Source organism: Blautia marasmi (genome assembly GCF_900258535.1).
Classification (GTDB): Bacteria; Bacillota; Clostridia; order Lachnospirales; family Lachnospiraceae; genus Blautia; species Blautia hominis.
Genome location: NZ_OIWX01000001.1, coordinates 1,320,947 through 1,336,845, shown reverse-complemented (window position 1 = coordinate 1,336,845; position 15,899 = coordinate 1,320,947). Strand labels below are relative to the sequence as shown.

The window sequence follows — 15,899 nt, the reverse complement described above, 5'->3', positions numbered from 1 at the left end:
AAAATATAGAAGCTGAACGCACAAAAAAACAAAAATATAGAGTCCGTATTTGGTGTGATAAGCACAAATCTTGAAATTGGGTCGAATTATATATTTTTTTGTCGATTTATGGTATCATGTGATGTAGAATGTGCAGAGATTTTGGAGGGGAAAGGGAGATTTATGAAGTTAAGTATGCATATGATTGCCAATCGGATATATTTTCTTGATATGGAGGTCCATTTGCGTGAAAGCGATCCTCCGGTTTTAAAAAGTGCGCGGCTTGTGTATGCAACGGACTGTGCTTACATCTATGCGGATGAAAATGATACCATATGCAGCGCGGAAAGCGGAAGTATACGGCTGAAAGATGTAAGGCTTGCGGAGGGGTTTGATATAATCCAGAGTGTGTTTGATTTTTATGATGACTGGTACCAGAATATTCAGGGGCTTATCACACAGAGGGCATATCAGGATCTGGTGGATGCGTGTTTTCGGGTTTTCCACAATCCTATGACCCTGTTTGACACAGACTGCAAAGTGCTGGGCATGAGTTCCCAGTATGGAGAGGACGATGGGGACAGGGAGTGGGCGTACCTGTCCAGATATGGATATTCCTCGATTCAGGCTTTGGAATATATGAGATCCTTTTACCCGGAGCATGATTTTGAGTATGAGAAAGTACTTCCTTTTAAATTTCAGGGCACAATACTGAACTGTCAGGGAATCACAGGTGCTCTCATTTTTCAAAATGAGTTTTTTTTGCGGATCAATGTGATAGAGAAAGACCGCGCCCTGAATCAGGGGGACTACCAGATGCTGGAGATGCTTCTGCAGATGATGCATCATTATCTGGATAATGAGCGGGGGGAGAAGAACAGAAATGCGGAGAACTCCGTGTTTTACAGTCTCCTGAATGATGAAATGACAGATAGTGAAAAACTAAACAGAAAGCTGATGTACGCGGGATGGAGCGCAGGGGATAGATATCAGGTGGTCATAGTGAGGACCCGGCGAAAAGAACTTTCGGCAAAAGCTGCAGAAGTCATGCGTTCCACCCTAATGGGGATTTTTCCTGAATGCAGAATGATCGGCAGGGAAAAGGAATTTATCTTAATATGGAACATTAGTAAGTCCGGGGCCTTTAAAAGAGAGCGGGTACGGCAGATTTTTCTGCAGACAGATGCGGATGTGGGGATCAGCCTTCCCATGGAAGGGATCTTTCACCTGTCATATTTATATACACAGGCAAAAGCGGCTGTGGACAATAAGGATCTGCTTGGAGAAAGCAGTGATAAGATCTTGGATTTTTATTACATGGGGATCAACTATATCCTTATGTCTGGCAGTCTGGAGCATATGATGTACGCCTGCCATCCGGATGTGAGAAGTCTATGGAAAAGAGAGCAGGAGGAGCAGGATGGGCTGTTTGATACCTTTTCCGCTTATCTGAAATACGAGCGTTCGGTTTTGAACACTTCCCAGGCTGTTTATATACACCGGAATACCCTGCTGTACAGAATAAAGAAAATCAAGGAACTTCTGAGATATGATCTGGAAGATGCCTATACCAGAAATTATATGCAGGTATCTGTTATGGTCACAGAATTATATCGTAAAATGAACCATGGGCTGCCGGAACGGAAGTAAATGTTTTGTAACTATTCAGTAGGTCTGCGCATTCACTGCGTTGACCGTAAGAAAGCATTCGGCAGCCAAGCAAAAATCCCATCGCCAAAGGCGATTCTGCATGGATTTTTGCCTGTAACTGTGAAGGTACTGAACAGTTACAATGTTTTTTCATATACCGCTTGTAAAAAAGCGTGCAAAAGGATATAATAGAAAAAACGCGTGCTAAATTGGAATATACGTGTGCTTTGCGTGTGCGTCAGAGATTCTATCAATCAAAAAATTCCGGAGGCGGATTATGGCGGGGACAATACAACAGATTGCAGAGCTTGCAGGGGTTTCAAGAGGAACTGTGGACAGGGCTTTGAATAACCGGGGAAGAATTAACCCGGAGGTGGCAAAAAAAATAGAACAGATAGCGTCTGAAATAGGATATGTGCCAAAACACAGGAAAAAAGCAGACAGTGCAGGAAAGCAGGGCAGCAGGGGGAAGCGGATCGGCGTAGTGACCCAGTTATCCCAGTCATCCTTCATGCTGCAGGTCAATAAAGGGATCCGGGACGCGGCCAAGAAGCTGGCGGACCAGGGTATGGAAGTGATCATAAAGGAGAATGCATCTGTGGATGAATCCGAGCAGATGCAGGCGATCACGGAACTGGAGGAGGCAGGTATTGACGGACTGGCTGTCATGCCTGTGGACTGTGACAATGTAAGGGTTAAGCTCAACGCACTGACAGAGGAGCGGAACATACCAGTGGTCACCTTTAACTCTGATATAGTAGGAACAAAACGCTGTTGTTTTGTGGGACTTGACAACTGGAAAAGCGGCCGGACGGCAGCCGGACTTATGGGAATGATGATGCGTGGGAAGGGAAAGGTGCTGGTCATCACCGGATACTTTTCCAACAGTGCAGGCAGCCGCAGGGTGGATGGTTTTGTGGAGGAGCTAAAGAGAAGTTTCCCGGAAATGGACCTGGTGGGGGTGCAGAGCAGTTTTGACCATACGGATGAGGTGGAGAAGATCATTGTAAATGCTATGTCTGCATTTCCGGATCTGGAGGGGATTTTTGTGGCATCCGGCGGGCAGGCAGGTGTCAGAAAAGCTTTTGACAAGCTGAAGCTTGAGAAACGTCCGTATGTCATCATCTATGACCTGACACCTAAGAATGAGAAGGCGCTTCTGGAAGATACCGTGGATTTTCTCATCGACCAGGAAGGCTATGATCAGGGATACCGGGCCTTGTCCATTTTGTCGGATCTGTTGAGACGGGGCAGAATGCCGGAAAAAGAATACATGTATACGGAGATCAATATTAAGACCAAATATAATCTGAACTGAACTTGACAATACTTGACAAAATATAGTGCCATGAATATAATGAAAAAAGAAGTGTAACGGTTCAGTGGCGGATAAGAGGTAAAAAATAATGGGAAAAACATCCATGCAGGACATTGCAGATGAATTGAATATATCAAAAAATGCAGTTTCCCTGGCTCTGAATGGGAAACCCGGGATCAGCGATGCATTAAAAGAAAAAATACTGGAGAAAGCCCGTGAGCTTGATTACGGAGGATTAAATAAGATAAAACTAAAAAAGAAAAACCTTCTTCTGATCGTAGATGACAGGTTTGACCGCGAAGATGAATTTTTTCTTCCGTTGATCTCAAGTCTGCTGCGGCATTCTGCAGAACAGGGATACCGTATGATGCTCACAACTGTCAGCGAAGAGATGCAGAAAAAAAATGCAGTTCCCAGTGTTTATTATGAGATGGACGCGGCCGGGGTTGTTTTTCTCGGACAGATTGAAAAGGATTATCTGGAATATTATGTAAAGGAAAAGATCCCCTGCCTGATGATGCTTTTACATCATTATGGTGTAAAAGCTGACTATGTGCTCAGCGCTAACGTGGATGGCGCATTTTTAGTTACAAAGCATCTGATCTCCTGCGGACATAAAAGGATCGGATATTTTGCGGATGTAGGTGTTTACAGCAGCTTTGTTGAACGGCTGTGGGGTTACCGGCATGCACTTTTGACCTCAGGACTAGGTGAACAGAGGCAGAATGAATTGCTGAGCACTTCCGGGTATGGGTTTATAGATTTATCGGCAGCAGATTCCTTTGCAGACAAAATCCTGCATATGGACGATCCGCCGACGGCATGGGTATGCGGTAACGACGCGGCGGCATTTATACTGATCAATGCCTTGAAAGACCGGGGGATCCGGGTCCCAGATGATGTGTCGGTGGCGGGTTTTGACGGGATGAAGAGGATATATATGAGACATCCTGTACTCTGCAGTTATGATGTGAAAAGAGATGTTTTGGCAAAGAAAGCAGTTGAACTGCTGATAAAAAGGATTCATACAGGATATACCGGTGAATCCGTTATCGAGAGCGTTGCCGGTGAATTGGTGATCGGTGAATCCGTGAAAAAGATGGATTAGATCAGCGGTTTTATGCGGGGAAAAGCTTCGATCCATTGTAAATAAAAAAAGAATAGATTGAAAATATGTGCCAGATGGTCTGCAAAGTCCGCTGGCATTTTTTGTTGCGCTCCGCCGCGGAGCTTCTGGTCCCGGGTACCTTTGTATATGGATGCCTGATTGACACATTGCAAATAATAAAGTTACAAAATCAAATAATCAATTGATAAAATGAAAGCGTCATGATATAGTGTAATCAGAAAATAAGAGACGGAAAGTGTTAATTAACAGTCGGCGCGCGCACTGTAAAATTATAAAAATAAGGAGGAAATCTAAATGAAACATAAGAAAATATGGGCTGTAAGTCTTGCTGCTGCTCTATGTACCGGAATGCTGGCCGGATGTCAGAAGGAGACAAAAGAAAAGGAAGCCAATCCCTCTGAAACAGCGTCAGAAGACGGGACAGAAGTTGACTGGATCACTGCGGAAGATATTTCTGATATGCCGGAGACAACCATACGTTATTGGTATTATGAGACGCCGGAGCGGATCGCGCTTGGGGAAGAACAGGTAGAGGAGTTCATGAAATTATATCCCAATATCAAAGTAAGCGGAAGTGTTGCACCGGATAATACGGATAATGAAATGCTGATGACTTATATCCAGTCCAGGACTAATTCCAATATTCACCAGTCTCTGAACATAGAGGACCTGTGGTATGTGGATAATGACTTGTTGTATCCTCTGAACAATTTTCCTGATTATGAAGAGCAGATGAAAAGGATGGACCCTGATTTGAATTATACCTGGATTGATGGGAATACCTACTCTATTTCCTGGTATACCTCCCCCAATGTAATGTTCTACAATAAAAAAATGATGGAGGAGATTGGCTGGGATCCGGAAAATCCCCCGCAGACGTATTCGGAATATTTTGAATTTGCTGAGAAAGTGACAGACCCCAATCAAAAACGCTGGGCAATCGCGCCCTGGATGGGGGAAGAGTGGTGGAGATGGCAGTTTACCATGTATCCGTTTTATATTGCAGCCAATGGCGGTAATCAGATCGTGGCGGAAGACGGGAAGTCCGTTACCTTTAATAATGAGAATATGATCAAAGTGTATGAGTTTTATGAGAAATTATTTGATGAAGGCTGGGCATATAAAGAACTTTGGGACCTGGATCCCTTCGTGACAGGCCAGACCGCATCCGCCAGAGGACAGTCCGATATGCTGGCCACTATTAAAAATTCTGCGGCGGAAGACTTTGAATATGTCATGGGACCCATACCGGTGCCGGATGGGACAGAGAGGGGCGAATTTGATACATACGGATTCGTGAGAAACCTATGTATTATAGATGAACTGGGGGTTCCGGAAGGGGAGGAACGTGACAGGACCCGCCGGGCGTCCTGGGAATTTATCAAATTTATACTTTCAGATGAACAGTGTGCCAAAGATTTTGCGGTTTCCGGCGAGTATCCCTGTTTAGAGAATGTACAGGAAAACGAGACAATAAAGCCGGTATTTGAAGAATTCGGGGAAATTGCGTCAAAACTGTTGGAGATTGGGAAAAATTCTACGATTTCCGATATGAATACCCTTCATGAATGCGATCTTATGCTACCTTTACAAACCGCATTTTTAAAGGTGGCATATAATGAAATGGGTGCGCAGGAAGCAGTTGCCTGGGCGGAAGAGGAAGCGAATCAGATTCTGCAGAAGGAATGAGAGAAGGTGACTGACCGTTATGAAAAAGCTGCCTGGGAAAACCAGAGGGAGATGGGATAAGATTGCAATTGTATTTATTGCACCGTACATAATTTTCTGTATCTTGTTTATGGTATACCCCACATTTATGGCAATTGCCGGAAGCTTTGCAAAATGGGATCTGGTGACAAATTCCTTTACGGAATTTATAGGGATAGATAATTATCGCAGGCTTTTTCAGGACTCTGTGTTCTGGATGGCAGTGAGAAATTCCTTTATCTATTTTCTGATACAGATTACCATATCTATCTTAGGCGGAATGATATTTGCAAGTATTCTGAACCGGAATTTTATTGGACGGGATTTATTCAGAGGGATTTACTTTTTGCCGGTCGTTACAGGCTCCGTTATCATATCCATCATATGGAAATGGCTGCTGCAGGGGTCTAATGGCACTATTAATTATTTCCTGGAGTATATGGGGCTTAACGGGGTGAACTGGCTGACAGATCCGAAAATGTCTATGATATCTATTTCACTGGTAAAAGCCTGGATGGATATTGGATATTATACCGTTATCTTTTTAGCCGCCTATCAGGGAATTTCAAAGGATTACATTGAAGCGGCAAAGCTAGACGGCGCAAGTACCTTTCAGATATTTATGAAGATCAAACTGCCGCTTCTGAATCCCACGGTTATGTTCTGTATCATGATGGCTACCATTTGGGCATTCCAGTTGTTTAATGAGCCTTATATCATGACAGAGGGAGGCCCAATGGGAAGTTCAACCACCCTATCGCTGTATCTTTACCGGCAGGGATTTGTGATACATGATATGAGTTATGCTTCGGCAATAGGCGTAGTGGTTGGCGGTTTGATCATGATCATCAGTGTGATGGAGAAAAAGGTATTTCAGCGTGACATAGAGTAGGGGGCGGCATGGATGAAAAAGAGTAAAAAGCACACGGTAACCAATATCATATTGTTCGGTGTTCTGATGATCGGGGCGGTGGCTGCAATGTTTCCCTTTTACTGGATGGTGTCTTCTGCATTTAAACCATCCAATGCAATCGCAAAATATCCTCCGGATCTCATACCGAAAAATGTAACTCTGGAACACTTTAAATACGTGTTCCGTACAATGAATGTGCCTCGTGCGTTTATAAACAGTGTGATCGTATCTGTGATAACGGTTGCTTTGAATGCATGGCTGTCGGGGATGGTTGCCTATGCGCTGACGAAATTAAGGTTTCCGGGGCAGAGATTGCTGCGCGGGGTGGTAATGGCTTTTATGATGGTTCCATTTCAGTTAATGATAGTTCCATTGTTTTTACTGGTTACAAAGATGAATCTTTTAGGAACTTATACAGCAATGATACTGCCCAGTGCCGTCAGTTCGTTCTCTATTTTCCTGCTTTGTTCCAGTATGGTAAGTCTGCCCGACGATTATATAGAGGCAGCCCTGATTGACGGAAGCGGACACATGAGAATTTATCACAAGATCATTGTCCCCATGGTAAAACCTTCCTTTGCCACGGTAATACTGACCAACTTTTTCTGGTCATGGAATAATTATCTGTGGCCCATGATGGTGACAGTGCAAAAGGATCATATGGCCACTATGCAGGTTGCCATTGACAGATACAGAACGTTAAATGATATGAAGTGGGGCGCTACCATGGCTGCCTGTACCTTAACAGCACTCCCCATTGTGATTGTTTATCTGGTGCTGCAGAGACAGTTTGTGGAATCAGTTGCATCAAGCGGGATCAAAGGATGAAAGGAGATTGCAGAATGATTAAATTGGGAGTTTTAGGAACCGGAATTATAACGGAATGCCACTTTTTTGCTTTAGATAAAATTGATACAGCTAAAGTGGCAGCAATAGCATCATTGGACGAGCAGGAAGGTAAAAAGGCATGTGAACATTTTGGGGCAGTCTATTATAAGGATTATAAAGAGCTGCTGGCAAAGGAAAAAGAATTGGACGGAATCATTGTAGCGCTGCCAAATCATATGCATTACCAGGGATGTGTGGATGTTATTGAAGCAGGTTTTAAGAATATACTCTGTGAAAAGCCTCTTTGTATTACCTCGGAACAGTCAAGAAAGCTGGTTGAACTTGTGCACAAAGAAGGTATCATGTTTCAGACAGGCTATATGAAGAGATTCAATCCCGGATTTCAGAAAGTAAAAGAGCTGGCAGATAAGATGGGCGAGCTGGAGTTTGTCACATTCAGCATCTTTAATTCTGCACCTGAGCCGGAGATTTCAGGCAAAAATGAAGCCGGTTCCTGGCATGATGATGCCCGGCTGTCCGGGGGAGGATTTCTGACTCACTCGGGAAGTCATCACCTGGATCTGTTAAGATACTGTTTTGGCGATATTCACTCGGTAGCCTGTAAAACCCGGTATGATAATGCAGACGGGAGAGATTATTTCCTGGATGCTTCTCTGAAAATGGAAAAAGGGTTTGACATCGGAATGAAGCTTGGTCGTGTGGATATCAGGAACCTGGGGCCTCAGTGGAAACCATTCAGGGATGGGTGGAATGAAAGTGTGGAGGTGATCGGGACAAGGGGATATCTACGCGTGGATAATCCGTCCTGGCAGGGGTATGAGGTCATGCAGGTGACTATGTGGCTGCAGGGCATGTGTGGGCCAGAAACTTTCTCCTGTGAGTGCAAGGAACAGTGGATTTCTGAACTTTCCGCTTTTGTGGAAAACTGCGGGACAGGAAGTCTTCGGGAGGGTTGTTCCTCTGTGGTGGACGGTTACCGGGTTGATTATACAATCGAAAAGATGAGGGAATTAGGAGAGCTTGGGGGAAAAGAGATAACGTTGGACTATCAGTATTGATCTCTTTTCCGCAGCAGAGTACATAATAAACGGAATGCACAGAAGGTGCAAAAGTATCTGTGTGGTTACTATTCGCAGAACTGTGTTTTATGCAGAGCTGTGAATAGTAACTCTGTATGTGTTCCATTTTTCTGAAAGAAAGGTGATATTATGAAAGCTGCGGTTGTGGAAGGCAAGTGTAAGATAAAGATTAAAGAAGTGCCGGAACCTGTAATAGAAAAGGATACACAGATAAAAATACATGTGTCCAGGGGGGCAATATGCAATACAACAGACAATAAAGTCTACGCAACAGATACACCGGAAAAATATTGGCCCAATGTTCCGTTTCCGTTTATTATCGGCCATGAATGTACAGGGAGAATTGTTGAAAAAGGAGCGGCGGTCAAAGATTTACAGATGAATGACCGTATTGTGTACTGGACAGTGAACGGGAATGCATTTGCCGACTATGTGATCTTGGATACAGCAGAATCGGCTGTGGGAAAAATTTCAGAAGAGTTTCCGGAAGACATTGCTGCCATGTTTGAGATGGTGATCGGGGCAGGACGTCTCCTGTTCCATGAAAATGGGATACCACTGATAAAAAAAGGTGATAAGGTTTGTATATTTGGTCTGGGACCTGCAGGGCTGATTTATCACAGACTGGCCAGAATGTTGGGAGCCGGGAAAGTATGCGGTATCGGAAGACGGAAAATGCGTCTTGGTAAATCCCTGGAAATGGGGGCCGACTGTGCGGTTAGTTCACAGGAAGAAAATTTTTTGGAAACCATATGTGAAGGCCTTGGAGGAAAGCCGGATGTGATCATTGATGCGACTGGCGGGGATGTGGTGAGAGAAATGACAGAGCTGGCTCATGCAGAGACAAGGATCATCGCTTACGGTGTGCCGCCCTTTGACTGGGCGGAGAAAAAAACAGAACTGGAAAAAGCAGGGATCTGTCCTCCTGAATTTCAGGGGGTGGAGAGTGCAAAAATATCCCTGAAAAGATGTATCGAATGGGCGGAGAGAGAAGATACGGGACTCCTGCCGGTCATCAGTCACCGCATTCCTTTTGAACAGATCGGGGAAGGGCTGGATATGTGCCGCCTGAAACGTGATACCACGTTAAAGGTGATTGTCACTGTGAATGAGAAGGTGTGAGGATAGAGGAGAAGGGTATGATAGAAGGTTTAAGTCTGAACGGCGAATGGATGTTAAAAGATACGGCCGAAAGTTTTGAGATTCCTGCCCGGGTCCCGGGGAGTGTGTACCAGGCCCTCCTTGACCAGGAGAAAATGGAAGACCCCTATTGGAGGGATAATGAACTGGAAGCCACCAGACTTATGGAAAAAGATTATATATATGAGCGTAAAGTCAGGATAGACGGGGAGTTTTTGAAACATGATGTGATCCTGCTCTGCTGTCATGGGCTGGATACGGTTGCGGAATTGCGGTGGAACGGAAAGATTATCGGAAAAGCGGATAATATGCACAGAACATGGGAGTTTAATATCAAATCCTGTCTGCATGAGGGTGATAACCATCTGCAGATAATATTCCGTTCCCCGATACGTTATATAAAGGAAGCTTTCCGTGAACATCGGGTAGAGGGGTCCAGGGATGCTATGGAAGGATTTCCACTGCTTAGAAAAGCGCATTGTATGTTTGGCTGGGACTGGGGCCCCCGTTTGCCGGATGCCGGGATATGGAGAGATATTGAACTGTTGGGATGTGACGAAGCCCGCATCCAGAGCGTCAGAATCCGTCAGATACATACAGAAGACAGGGTGATCCTAAAGACAGAGGCACAGATTGAGCAATGGGAATCGGGAGAAACGCAGATCAGCACATTCGTTACAGATTCCCTCGGCAATACCTTTACTTCGATAGATAACATCACAGAAATAGAAAATCCCGAACTTTGGTGGCCCCGGGGATATGGGGCTCAGCCCTTATACACCGTATCTGTTAAACTGCTCAATGCCCGGGGACATGTATTGGATGTATGGGAAAGAAAGATAGGGCTGCGGACGCTTACCATTAAAAATGAGAAAGATGGATGGGGAGAGAGCTTTACCCATGTGGTGAACGGAGTTGAGGTTTTTGCCATGGGGGCAGATTATATTCCGGAAGATAATATTTTATCACGGATCACACCGGAAAGGACAAGAAGGCTGCTGGAGGACTGTGCAGAAGCAAACTATAATACTGTGCGGGTCTGGGGCGGCGGCTATTATCCAGATGATTATTTCTTTGATATCTGTGATGAACTGGGACTGATGGTGTGGCAGGACTTTATGTTTGCCTGTGCGTCCTATGAACTGACCCGTGAATTTGAGGATAATATCAAAATAGAGGCAAAGCAGAATGTGAGAAGACTGCGTCACCATGCATCTCTGGCTTTGTGGTGCGGAAATAATGAGATGGAATGGCAGCAGAAAGACGGGGAGTATCATGCTGATGAAAAGACACGCGCAGACTATATTAAGATTTTTGAATATATCATAGAACGGATTGTGGAATCTGAGGACCCGGACAGATTTTACTGGCCTTCTTCTCCCTCCTGCGGAGGAGGCTTTAAAACCCCCAATGATCCTGACAGGGGCGATGTCCATTATTGGGATGTCTGGCATGGGAACAAACCATTTTCAGATTACAGAAAGTATTACTTCAGATATGCGTCAGAATTCGGATTCCAGTCTTTTCCGTGCCTGAAAACCGTGGAGGCATTTACGGCGCCGGAGGATAGAAATATTTTTTCCAGAGTAATGGAAATGCATCAGAGAAATCAGGCTGCAAATGGAAAGATTTTAAATTATCTGTCCCAGACATATCTTTACCCCCAGGATTTTGATACTCTTCTATATGCGTCCCAGCTTTTGCAGGCAGATGCGGTGCGGTATGGGGTGGAACATTGGAGACGGAACAGAGGACGCTGCATGGGGGCGATCTACTGGCAGATAAATGACTGCTGGCCGGCAGCATCCTGGTCAAGTATAGATTATTATGGCCGCTGGAAGGCACTGCACTATTTTGCCAGACGCTTTTTTGCCCCGATCATGATATCGTGCTGTGAAGAGGGGGAAATGACACAGCGTCCCTCATGCGTGGAAGAAAGAAAAGAGATTGTGAGATCAGCTCATCTTTGTGTGGCAAATGAGACGAGGAGGGATATCTGCGGGACGGTAAAATGGGAACTGAGAAATCCCCGTTCTGCAATTCTCATGCAGGGAGAAAAGAAGGCAGAGATTCCGGCCTTGTCCTCTGTCTGGCTGGATAATCTTATCTTTCCTGAAGCAGACGAGCTTAGGAACTATATCAGTTATGAATTCTGGATGGACGGGCAGAAAGTCTCATGGGGTACTACCCTGTTCTGCGCACCGAAACATTTTGCCTTTGAAGACCCGGGACTTACCTGGGAGATAAACGGGAATGAGATCAGAATACATGCAGACGCCTATGCAAAATGTATTGAGATCAGAGATCTGCAGCAGGATGTAAAGCTATCCGACAATTATTTTGATATGAATGCGGGTGAAGTATGTGTCACTGTGTCAGAGGGGCAGGCAGCACACCTTCAGGTCCGTTCCGTATATGATATTGGAAAATGAAATAAATAGAAGCTAAAATGGCCTGTGTTCCGACATCTGTTTCGGTTCACAGGCTCTTTGCGTTAAAAAGCACACACATTAAAGCACACAAAGTTATTGTGAAAATNGCAGGATGTAAAGCTATCCGACAATTATTTTGATATGAATGCGGGTGAAGTATGTGTCACTGTGTCAGAGGGGCAGGCAGCACACCTTCAGGTCCGTTCCGTATATGATATTGGAAAATGAAATAAATAGAAGCTAAAATGGCCTGTGTTCCGACATCTGTTTCGGTTCACAGGCTCTTTGCGTTAAAAAGCACACACATTAAAGCACACAAAGTTATTGTGAAAATGACACAAAATATCATGTTGAAATTGTGCATAAAATAGAAAACATGCGAAAAGTAAAAAAGTGCTTGCACATCATCTGCGCGTGTGATACTACCTGTCTTTTGAAGTTGAGGTAAAAAAATAGTGCTAAGCCATAGGTTAGAACCTATGACTTAGCATTTTATTTATATCTTCATTTCCGAGAAAATAAGATGTTAATGGTAATCCTGTCAGAGAAGATAAATCCTTGATAAATGACGAACTCCTGGTTAGATTTATATATTTTCGGTCAGCGATTCTGGCAACCCTAAAATCACGTATAAAATCAAAGATCTCTTCTGTGCCATATTCATCCTTTAAGGTATGTATCTGTAAGAGCCTCGTCAGCAGCACAGAAAGATAGCATATGAGGAAATGACCGGTGATCGTTTCCTGCTTTTGCATATAAACCGGTCTTGTGTCAAGCTGGGATTTCATGATGCGGAAGGATTCCTCGATCCTCCAGAGATTATGATAAGCAGCATAGATTTCCGAAGCCTCCATTCGGGTTTCAGAAGTTATGATCATGTTATAACCCGCTAGCTTTTTTGCGTTTTCTATTGCTTTTTCATTCATTTCCACCTTGATCTTTCCAGTTGTTTTTTTGCCCTTTTTGTCAGCAGGGACAAAGGTGACATATTTGGAACTATCTCCGTATTCGGCTTTCTTTGCTTCACATGATCTGAGTTTTTGGGCTTTTTCCACCTGTCGGTTGATTTCATATCTTTGCTTTTCAGCGAGTTTTGGATTAAATGTCACAATACGTTTTTCTGTAAGTTTCAGTGTCTTCTTATGTCCGTTGTCATCCGTATAAGTATATGAAAAATCATCCACACAATCTTTGATGCGGTAAAGGACTTCTCCTTTCTTGTTTTTGACATCAGTATAATCATTCTCGAGAAGTACCCATGTTTTTTCTGTTTCCGGGAGTGTCTTTACAGATTTCGAGAAAATGTAGCCATCTCCTGTTTTCAGGGCATGCAGGATGTTGTTAAAACAATTAAGCCCTTTATCTGCTATCTGGATAGTCCTGCCGGATATGTGGCTGCGTTGTTTCAGATCATCAATGATATCCCGTATCACTGGTTTTTCACTTTCATTCCCGGGATACAGTTTCATACCGATAGGGATCTGGTCTGCATCAAGGAGCAGGCCCATCCCGACGATGGGTTCCTTTTTGTTTTCTTTTGAGGGTCCTTTTAACCGGAAATCATCTTCTTTGTCAATCTCAAAATAAAAGTTTGTGCAGTCGAAGTAGGAGTGGGAAGTATCAAATGGATACTTCAGGGCTACTTGATGATTGAAGATCTCGATGATCTTTTCATATTCAGAACCAATATATCCGAGACCGGAATAGATCTGGTCAAGGGAGAAGTCGTGTCTTTCAAACAGCTTGGGGATGACCTCTAAATAAGTTTTTAATTTTGAGCAGGGACAGACCACTCTCGCATAAATGAGGGCTGCCATCATATCAAAGATATTGAACCGAAAATTCGTTGCGGTCTGCATAAGGTCGAGATATTTTTTACATCCGAGAGAATCATTGAGATTCTTCAAAGGGAAATAGCCAAGAAGTTTTTCAGGAGATTCTTCAGATATCTGTCGTTCTTTTTCAGACTGTTTTTTCTTTTTGTATTCTTGATTAAGTTTTTGTACTTCTTCGCCAAATACGGAAATAGGATCCTCAATGCCGTTTGCCTGTAGTTCATGAACATAGCCGATCGGTTTATAAGAACGATGAGCACCGCCTTTGCGTTCGGGATCGTAATAACTTTCATAAATTTGAAGATAAGTGCCTTTTTTATTCTTAGTTTTCTTTAAAAAATATGCCATAAAATCACCCTTTTTCATTATAACACTATAGCACCATATAGTCAATATATAAAAAAGATTTTTGTCAAGTTTTTCAAAAACAAAAAAAGCCAGCATTTATGCTGACTGCGGCTGTTTCGTAATAAAATAAACCTCTAAAGATTGTAGTGCTAAATCCCAAAGACGGGTATATGATATTGGAAAATGAAATAAATAGAAGCTAAAATGGCCTGTGTTCCGACATCTGTTTCGGTTCACAGGCTCTTTGCGTTAAAAAGCACACACATTAAAGCACACAAAGTTATTGTGAAAATGACACAAAATATCATGTTGAAATTGTGCATAAAATAGAAAACATGCGAAAAGTAAAAAAGTGCTTGCACATCATCTGCGCGTGTGATACTATAAAAGCACAAAAGGAAAGCACGTAAACGCACACATAAATAAAAAGCACGCAAACATGGATGGAGAAAACAGGAGGAAAGTTGTTATGAAGTATGTAGAATTTGATCAGAGCAGACCAATGGATCTGGTATTACTGGGCCGCGTGGCAATTGACTTTAACCCAGCTTACAATGACCAGGTAAAAGAGGAGTTCAAACCACTGAAGAAAGTTCATATGTTTGAGAAATTTGTCGGCGGTTCACCGGCCAACATCGCTGTAGGTGTTACAAGACACGGAATGAAGGCAGGTTTTCTGGGTAAAGTATCGGATGACCAGTTTGGTGACTATGTAGTGGATTATTTCGATGAGCAGGGAATTGACACATCACACATTACAAGATGCACCGGCGGTGAGAAACTGGGTCTTACATTTACAGAGATGTTATCAGCCAAGGAAAGCAGCATCCTGATGTACAGAAACTGCATTGCTGACTTACAGCTTCACGTGGATGACATTGATGAGGAATACATAAAACAGACAAAAGCGATCCTGATCTCCGGAACAGCGCTGGCAGAGAGTCCTTCCAGAGAAGCAGCTATCAAAGCCGTACTTCTGGCAAAGAAAAACAATACAAAGATTATTTTTGACATTGACTACAGAGAGTATAACTGGAAGAACAGCGATGAGATAGCAATCTACTACTCCATGGTAGCAAAAGAAGCTGACATCATCATGGGTTCCAGAGAAGAGTTTGACCTGACAGAAAAGCTGATCCAGCCGGGCATGACAGATGAAGAGTCCGCAGCCCTGTGGCAGGGTTACAACGCAAAGATCGTTGTGATCAAACACGGAATGAAAGGTTCCACAGCCTACACCTGTGACGGACAGAAATATTCCATCAAACCCTTCCCGGTTGACGCCAGAAAAGGCTTTGGCGGCGGAGACGGATACGGCTCAGGTTTCTTATACGGCCTGTATCAGGGATGGGAAGTGATCGACTGCCTGGAATTCGGTTCCGCAGAGGCTTCCATGATGGTAAGGAGCAACAACTGTTCCGATTCCCTTCCGGGACCGGACGCGGTACACGCATTTATCAAAGAAGAGAAAGAAAAATTCGGAGAGATGATCGCAAGGGTATAAAGGCATCATAACGGAT

11 protein-coding genes and 1 pseudogene are annotated in these 15,899 nt (G+C 43.7%); 11 read left to right on the top strand and 1 reads right to left on the bottom strand.

The window, feature by feature from the left end:
• Positions 1 to 162 precede the first annotated feature (162 nt).
• From C6P39_RS05930 to C6P39_RS28690, 10 genes and pseudogenes are all read left to right on the top strand, one after another.
• The gene (locus C6P39_RS05930; RefSeq protein ID WP_158661469.1) at positions 163 to 1,629 is read left to right on the top strand and encodes a PucR family transcriptional regulator; all 1,467 of its coding nucleotides are present in this window, start codon (positions 163 to 165) and stop codon (positions 1,627 to 1,629) included.
• A 277-nt stretch (positions 1,630 to 1,906) separates the two neighbouring features.
• Complete coding sequence (locus C6P39_RS05925) at positions 1,907 to 2,947, top strand: LacI family DNA-binding transcriptional regulator (protein WP_104803140.1); 1,041 nt, start codon at positions 1,907 to 1,909, stop codon at positions 2,945 to 2,947.
• Positions 2,948 to 3,035: 88 nt separating this feature from the next.
• On the top strand, positions 3,036 to 4,055 hold the full coding sequence (locus C6P39_RS05920; RefSeq protein WP_104803139.1) for a LacI family DNA-binding transcriptional regulator: 1,020 nt from the start codon (positions 3,036 to 3,038) through the stop codon (positions 4,053 to 4,055).
• A 315-nt stretch (positions 4,056 to 4,370) separates the two neighbouring features.
• A complete protein-coding gene (locus C6P39_RS05915) occupies positions 4,371 to 5,765 on the top strand; it encodes an extracellular solute-binding protein (protein ID WP_104803138.1) in 1,395 nt (464 codons plus the stop codon).
• 19 nt (positions 5,766 to 5,784) lie between these two features.
• Complete coding sequence (locus C6P39_RS05910) at positions 5,785 to 6,675, top strand: carbohydrate ABC transporter permease (RefSeq protein ID WP_104803137.1); 891 nt, start codon at positions 5,785 to 5,787, stop codon at positions 6,673 to 6,675.
• Positions 6,676 to 6,687: 12 nt separating this feature from the next.
• Positions 6,688 to 7,524 (top strand): carbohydrate ABC transporter permease, encoded by an 837-nt coding sequence (locus C6P39_RS05905; protein WP_104803136.1) that lies wholly within the window; start codon positions 6,688 to 6,690, stop codon positions 7,522 to 7,524.
• Between the two features lie 14 nt (positions 7,525 to 7,538).
• The gene (locus C6P39_RS05900; RefSeq protein WP_158661468.1) at positions 7,539 to 8,603 is read left to right on the top strand and encodes a Gfo/Idh/MocA family protein; all 1,065 of its coding nucleotides are present in this window, start codon (positions 7,539 to 7,541) and stop codon (positions 8,601 to 8,603) included.
• A 150-nt stretch (positions 8,604 to 8,753) separates the two neighbouring features.
• Positions 8,754 to 9,746, top strand: a complete 993-nt coding sequence (locus tag C6P39_RS05895; protein WP_104803134.1) for a zinc-dependent alcohol dehydrogenase — start codon at positions 8,754 to 8,756, stop codon at positions 9,744 to 9,746.
• A gap of 17 nt (positions 9,747 to 9,763) precedes the next feature.
• Positions 9,764 to 12,196 carry a beta-mannosidase gene (locus C6P39_RS05890; protein WP_104803133.1) on the top strand — a complete coding sequence of 811 codons (2,433 nt, stop codon included), beginning with the start codon at positions 9,764 to 9,766 and terminating at the stop codon, positions 12,194 to 12,196.
• Between the two features lie 120 nt (positions 12,197 to 12,316).
• A pseudogene (locus tag C6P39_RS28690) lies at positions 12,317 to 12,424 on the top strand (hypothetical protein); the annotation flags it as partial.
• Positions 12,425 to 12,666: 242 nt separating this feature from the next.
• Here the strand turns inward: C6P39_RS28690 and C6P39_RS05885 are convergent.
• A complete protein-coding gene (locus C6P39_RS05885) occupies positions 12,667 to 14,379 on the bottom strand; it encodes an IS1634 family transposase (protein ID WP_104805865.1) in 1,713 nt (570 codons plus the stop codon).
• Between the two features lie 469 nt (positions 14,380 to 14,848).
• On the opposite strand from C6P39_RS05885, the gene iolC reads away from it, so the two are divergent.
• Positions 14,849 to 15,883 carry a 5-dehydro-2-deoxygluconokinase gene (gene iolC / locus C6P39_RS05880; RefSeq protein ID WP_095175471.1) on the top strand — a complete coding sequence of 345 codons (1,035 nt, stop codon included), beginning with the start codon at positions 14,849 to 14,851 and terminating at the stop codon, positions 15,881 to 15,883.
• Positions 15,884 to 15,899: the final 16 nt, after the last annotated feature.

Coding starts and splice junctions, on each gene's coding strand:
- C6P39_RS05930 (WP_158661469.1), top strand. CDS start 163: ATGAAGTTAAGTATGCATATGATTGCCAATCGGATATATTTTCTTGAT.
- C6P39_RS05925 (WP_104803140.1), top strand. CDS start 1,907: ATGGCGGGGACAATACAACAGATTGCAGAGCTTGCAGGGGTTTCAAGA.
- C6P39_RS05920 (WP_104803139.1), top strand. CDS start 3,036: ATGGGAAAAACATCCATGCAGGACATTGCAGATGAATTGAATATATCA.
- C6P39_RS05915 (WP_104803138.1), top strand. CDS start 4,371: ATGAAACATAAGAAAATATGGGCTGTAAGTCTTGCTGCTGCTCTATGT.
- C6P39_RS05910 (WP_104803137.1), top strand. CDS start 5,785: ATGAAAAAGCTGCCTGGGAAAACCAGAGGGAGATGGGATAAGATTGCA.
- C6P39_RS05905 (WP_104803136.1), top strand. CDS start 6,688: ATGAAAAAGAGTAAAAAGCACACGGTAACCAATATCATATTGTTCGGT.
- C6P39_RS05900 (WP_158661468.1), top strand. CDS start 7,539: ATGATTAAATTGGGAGTTTTAGGAACCGGAATTATAACGGAATGCCAC.
- C6P39_RS05895 (WP_104803134.1), top strand. CDS start 8,754: ATGAAAGCTGCGGTTGTGGAAGGCAAGTGTAAGATAAAGATTAAAGAA.
- C6P39_RS05890 (WP_104803133.1), top strand. CDS start 9,764: ATGATAGAAGGTTTAAGTCTGAACGGCGAATGGATGTTAAAAGATACG.
- C6P39_RS05885 (WP_104805865.1), bottom strand. CDS start 14,379: ATGGCATATTTTTTAAAGAAAACTAAGAATAAAAAAGGCACTTATCTT.
- iolC (WP_095175471.1), top strand. CDS start 14,849: ATGAAGTATGTAGAATTTGATCAGAGCAGACCAATGGATCTGGTATTA.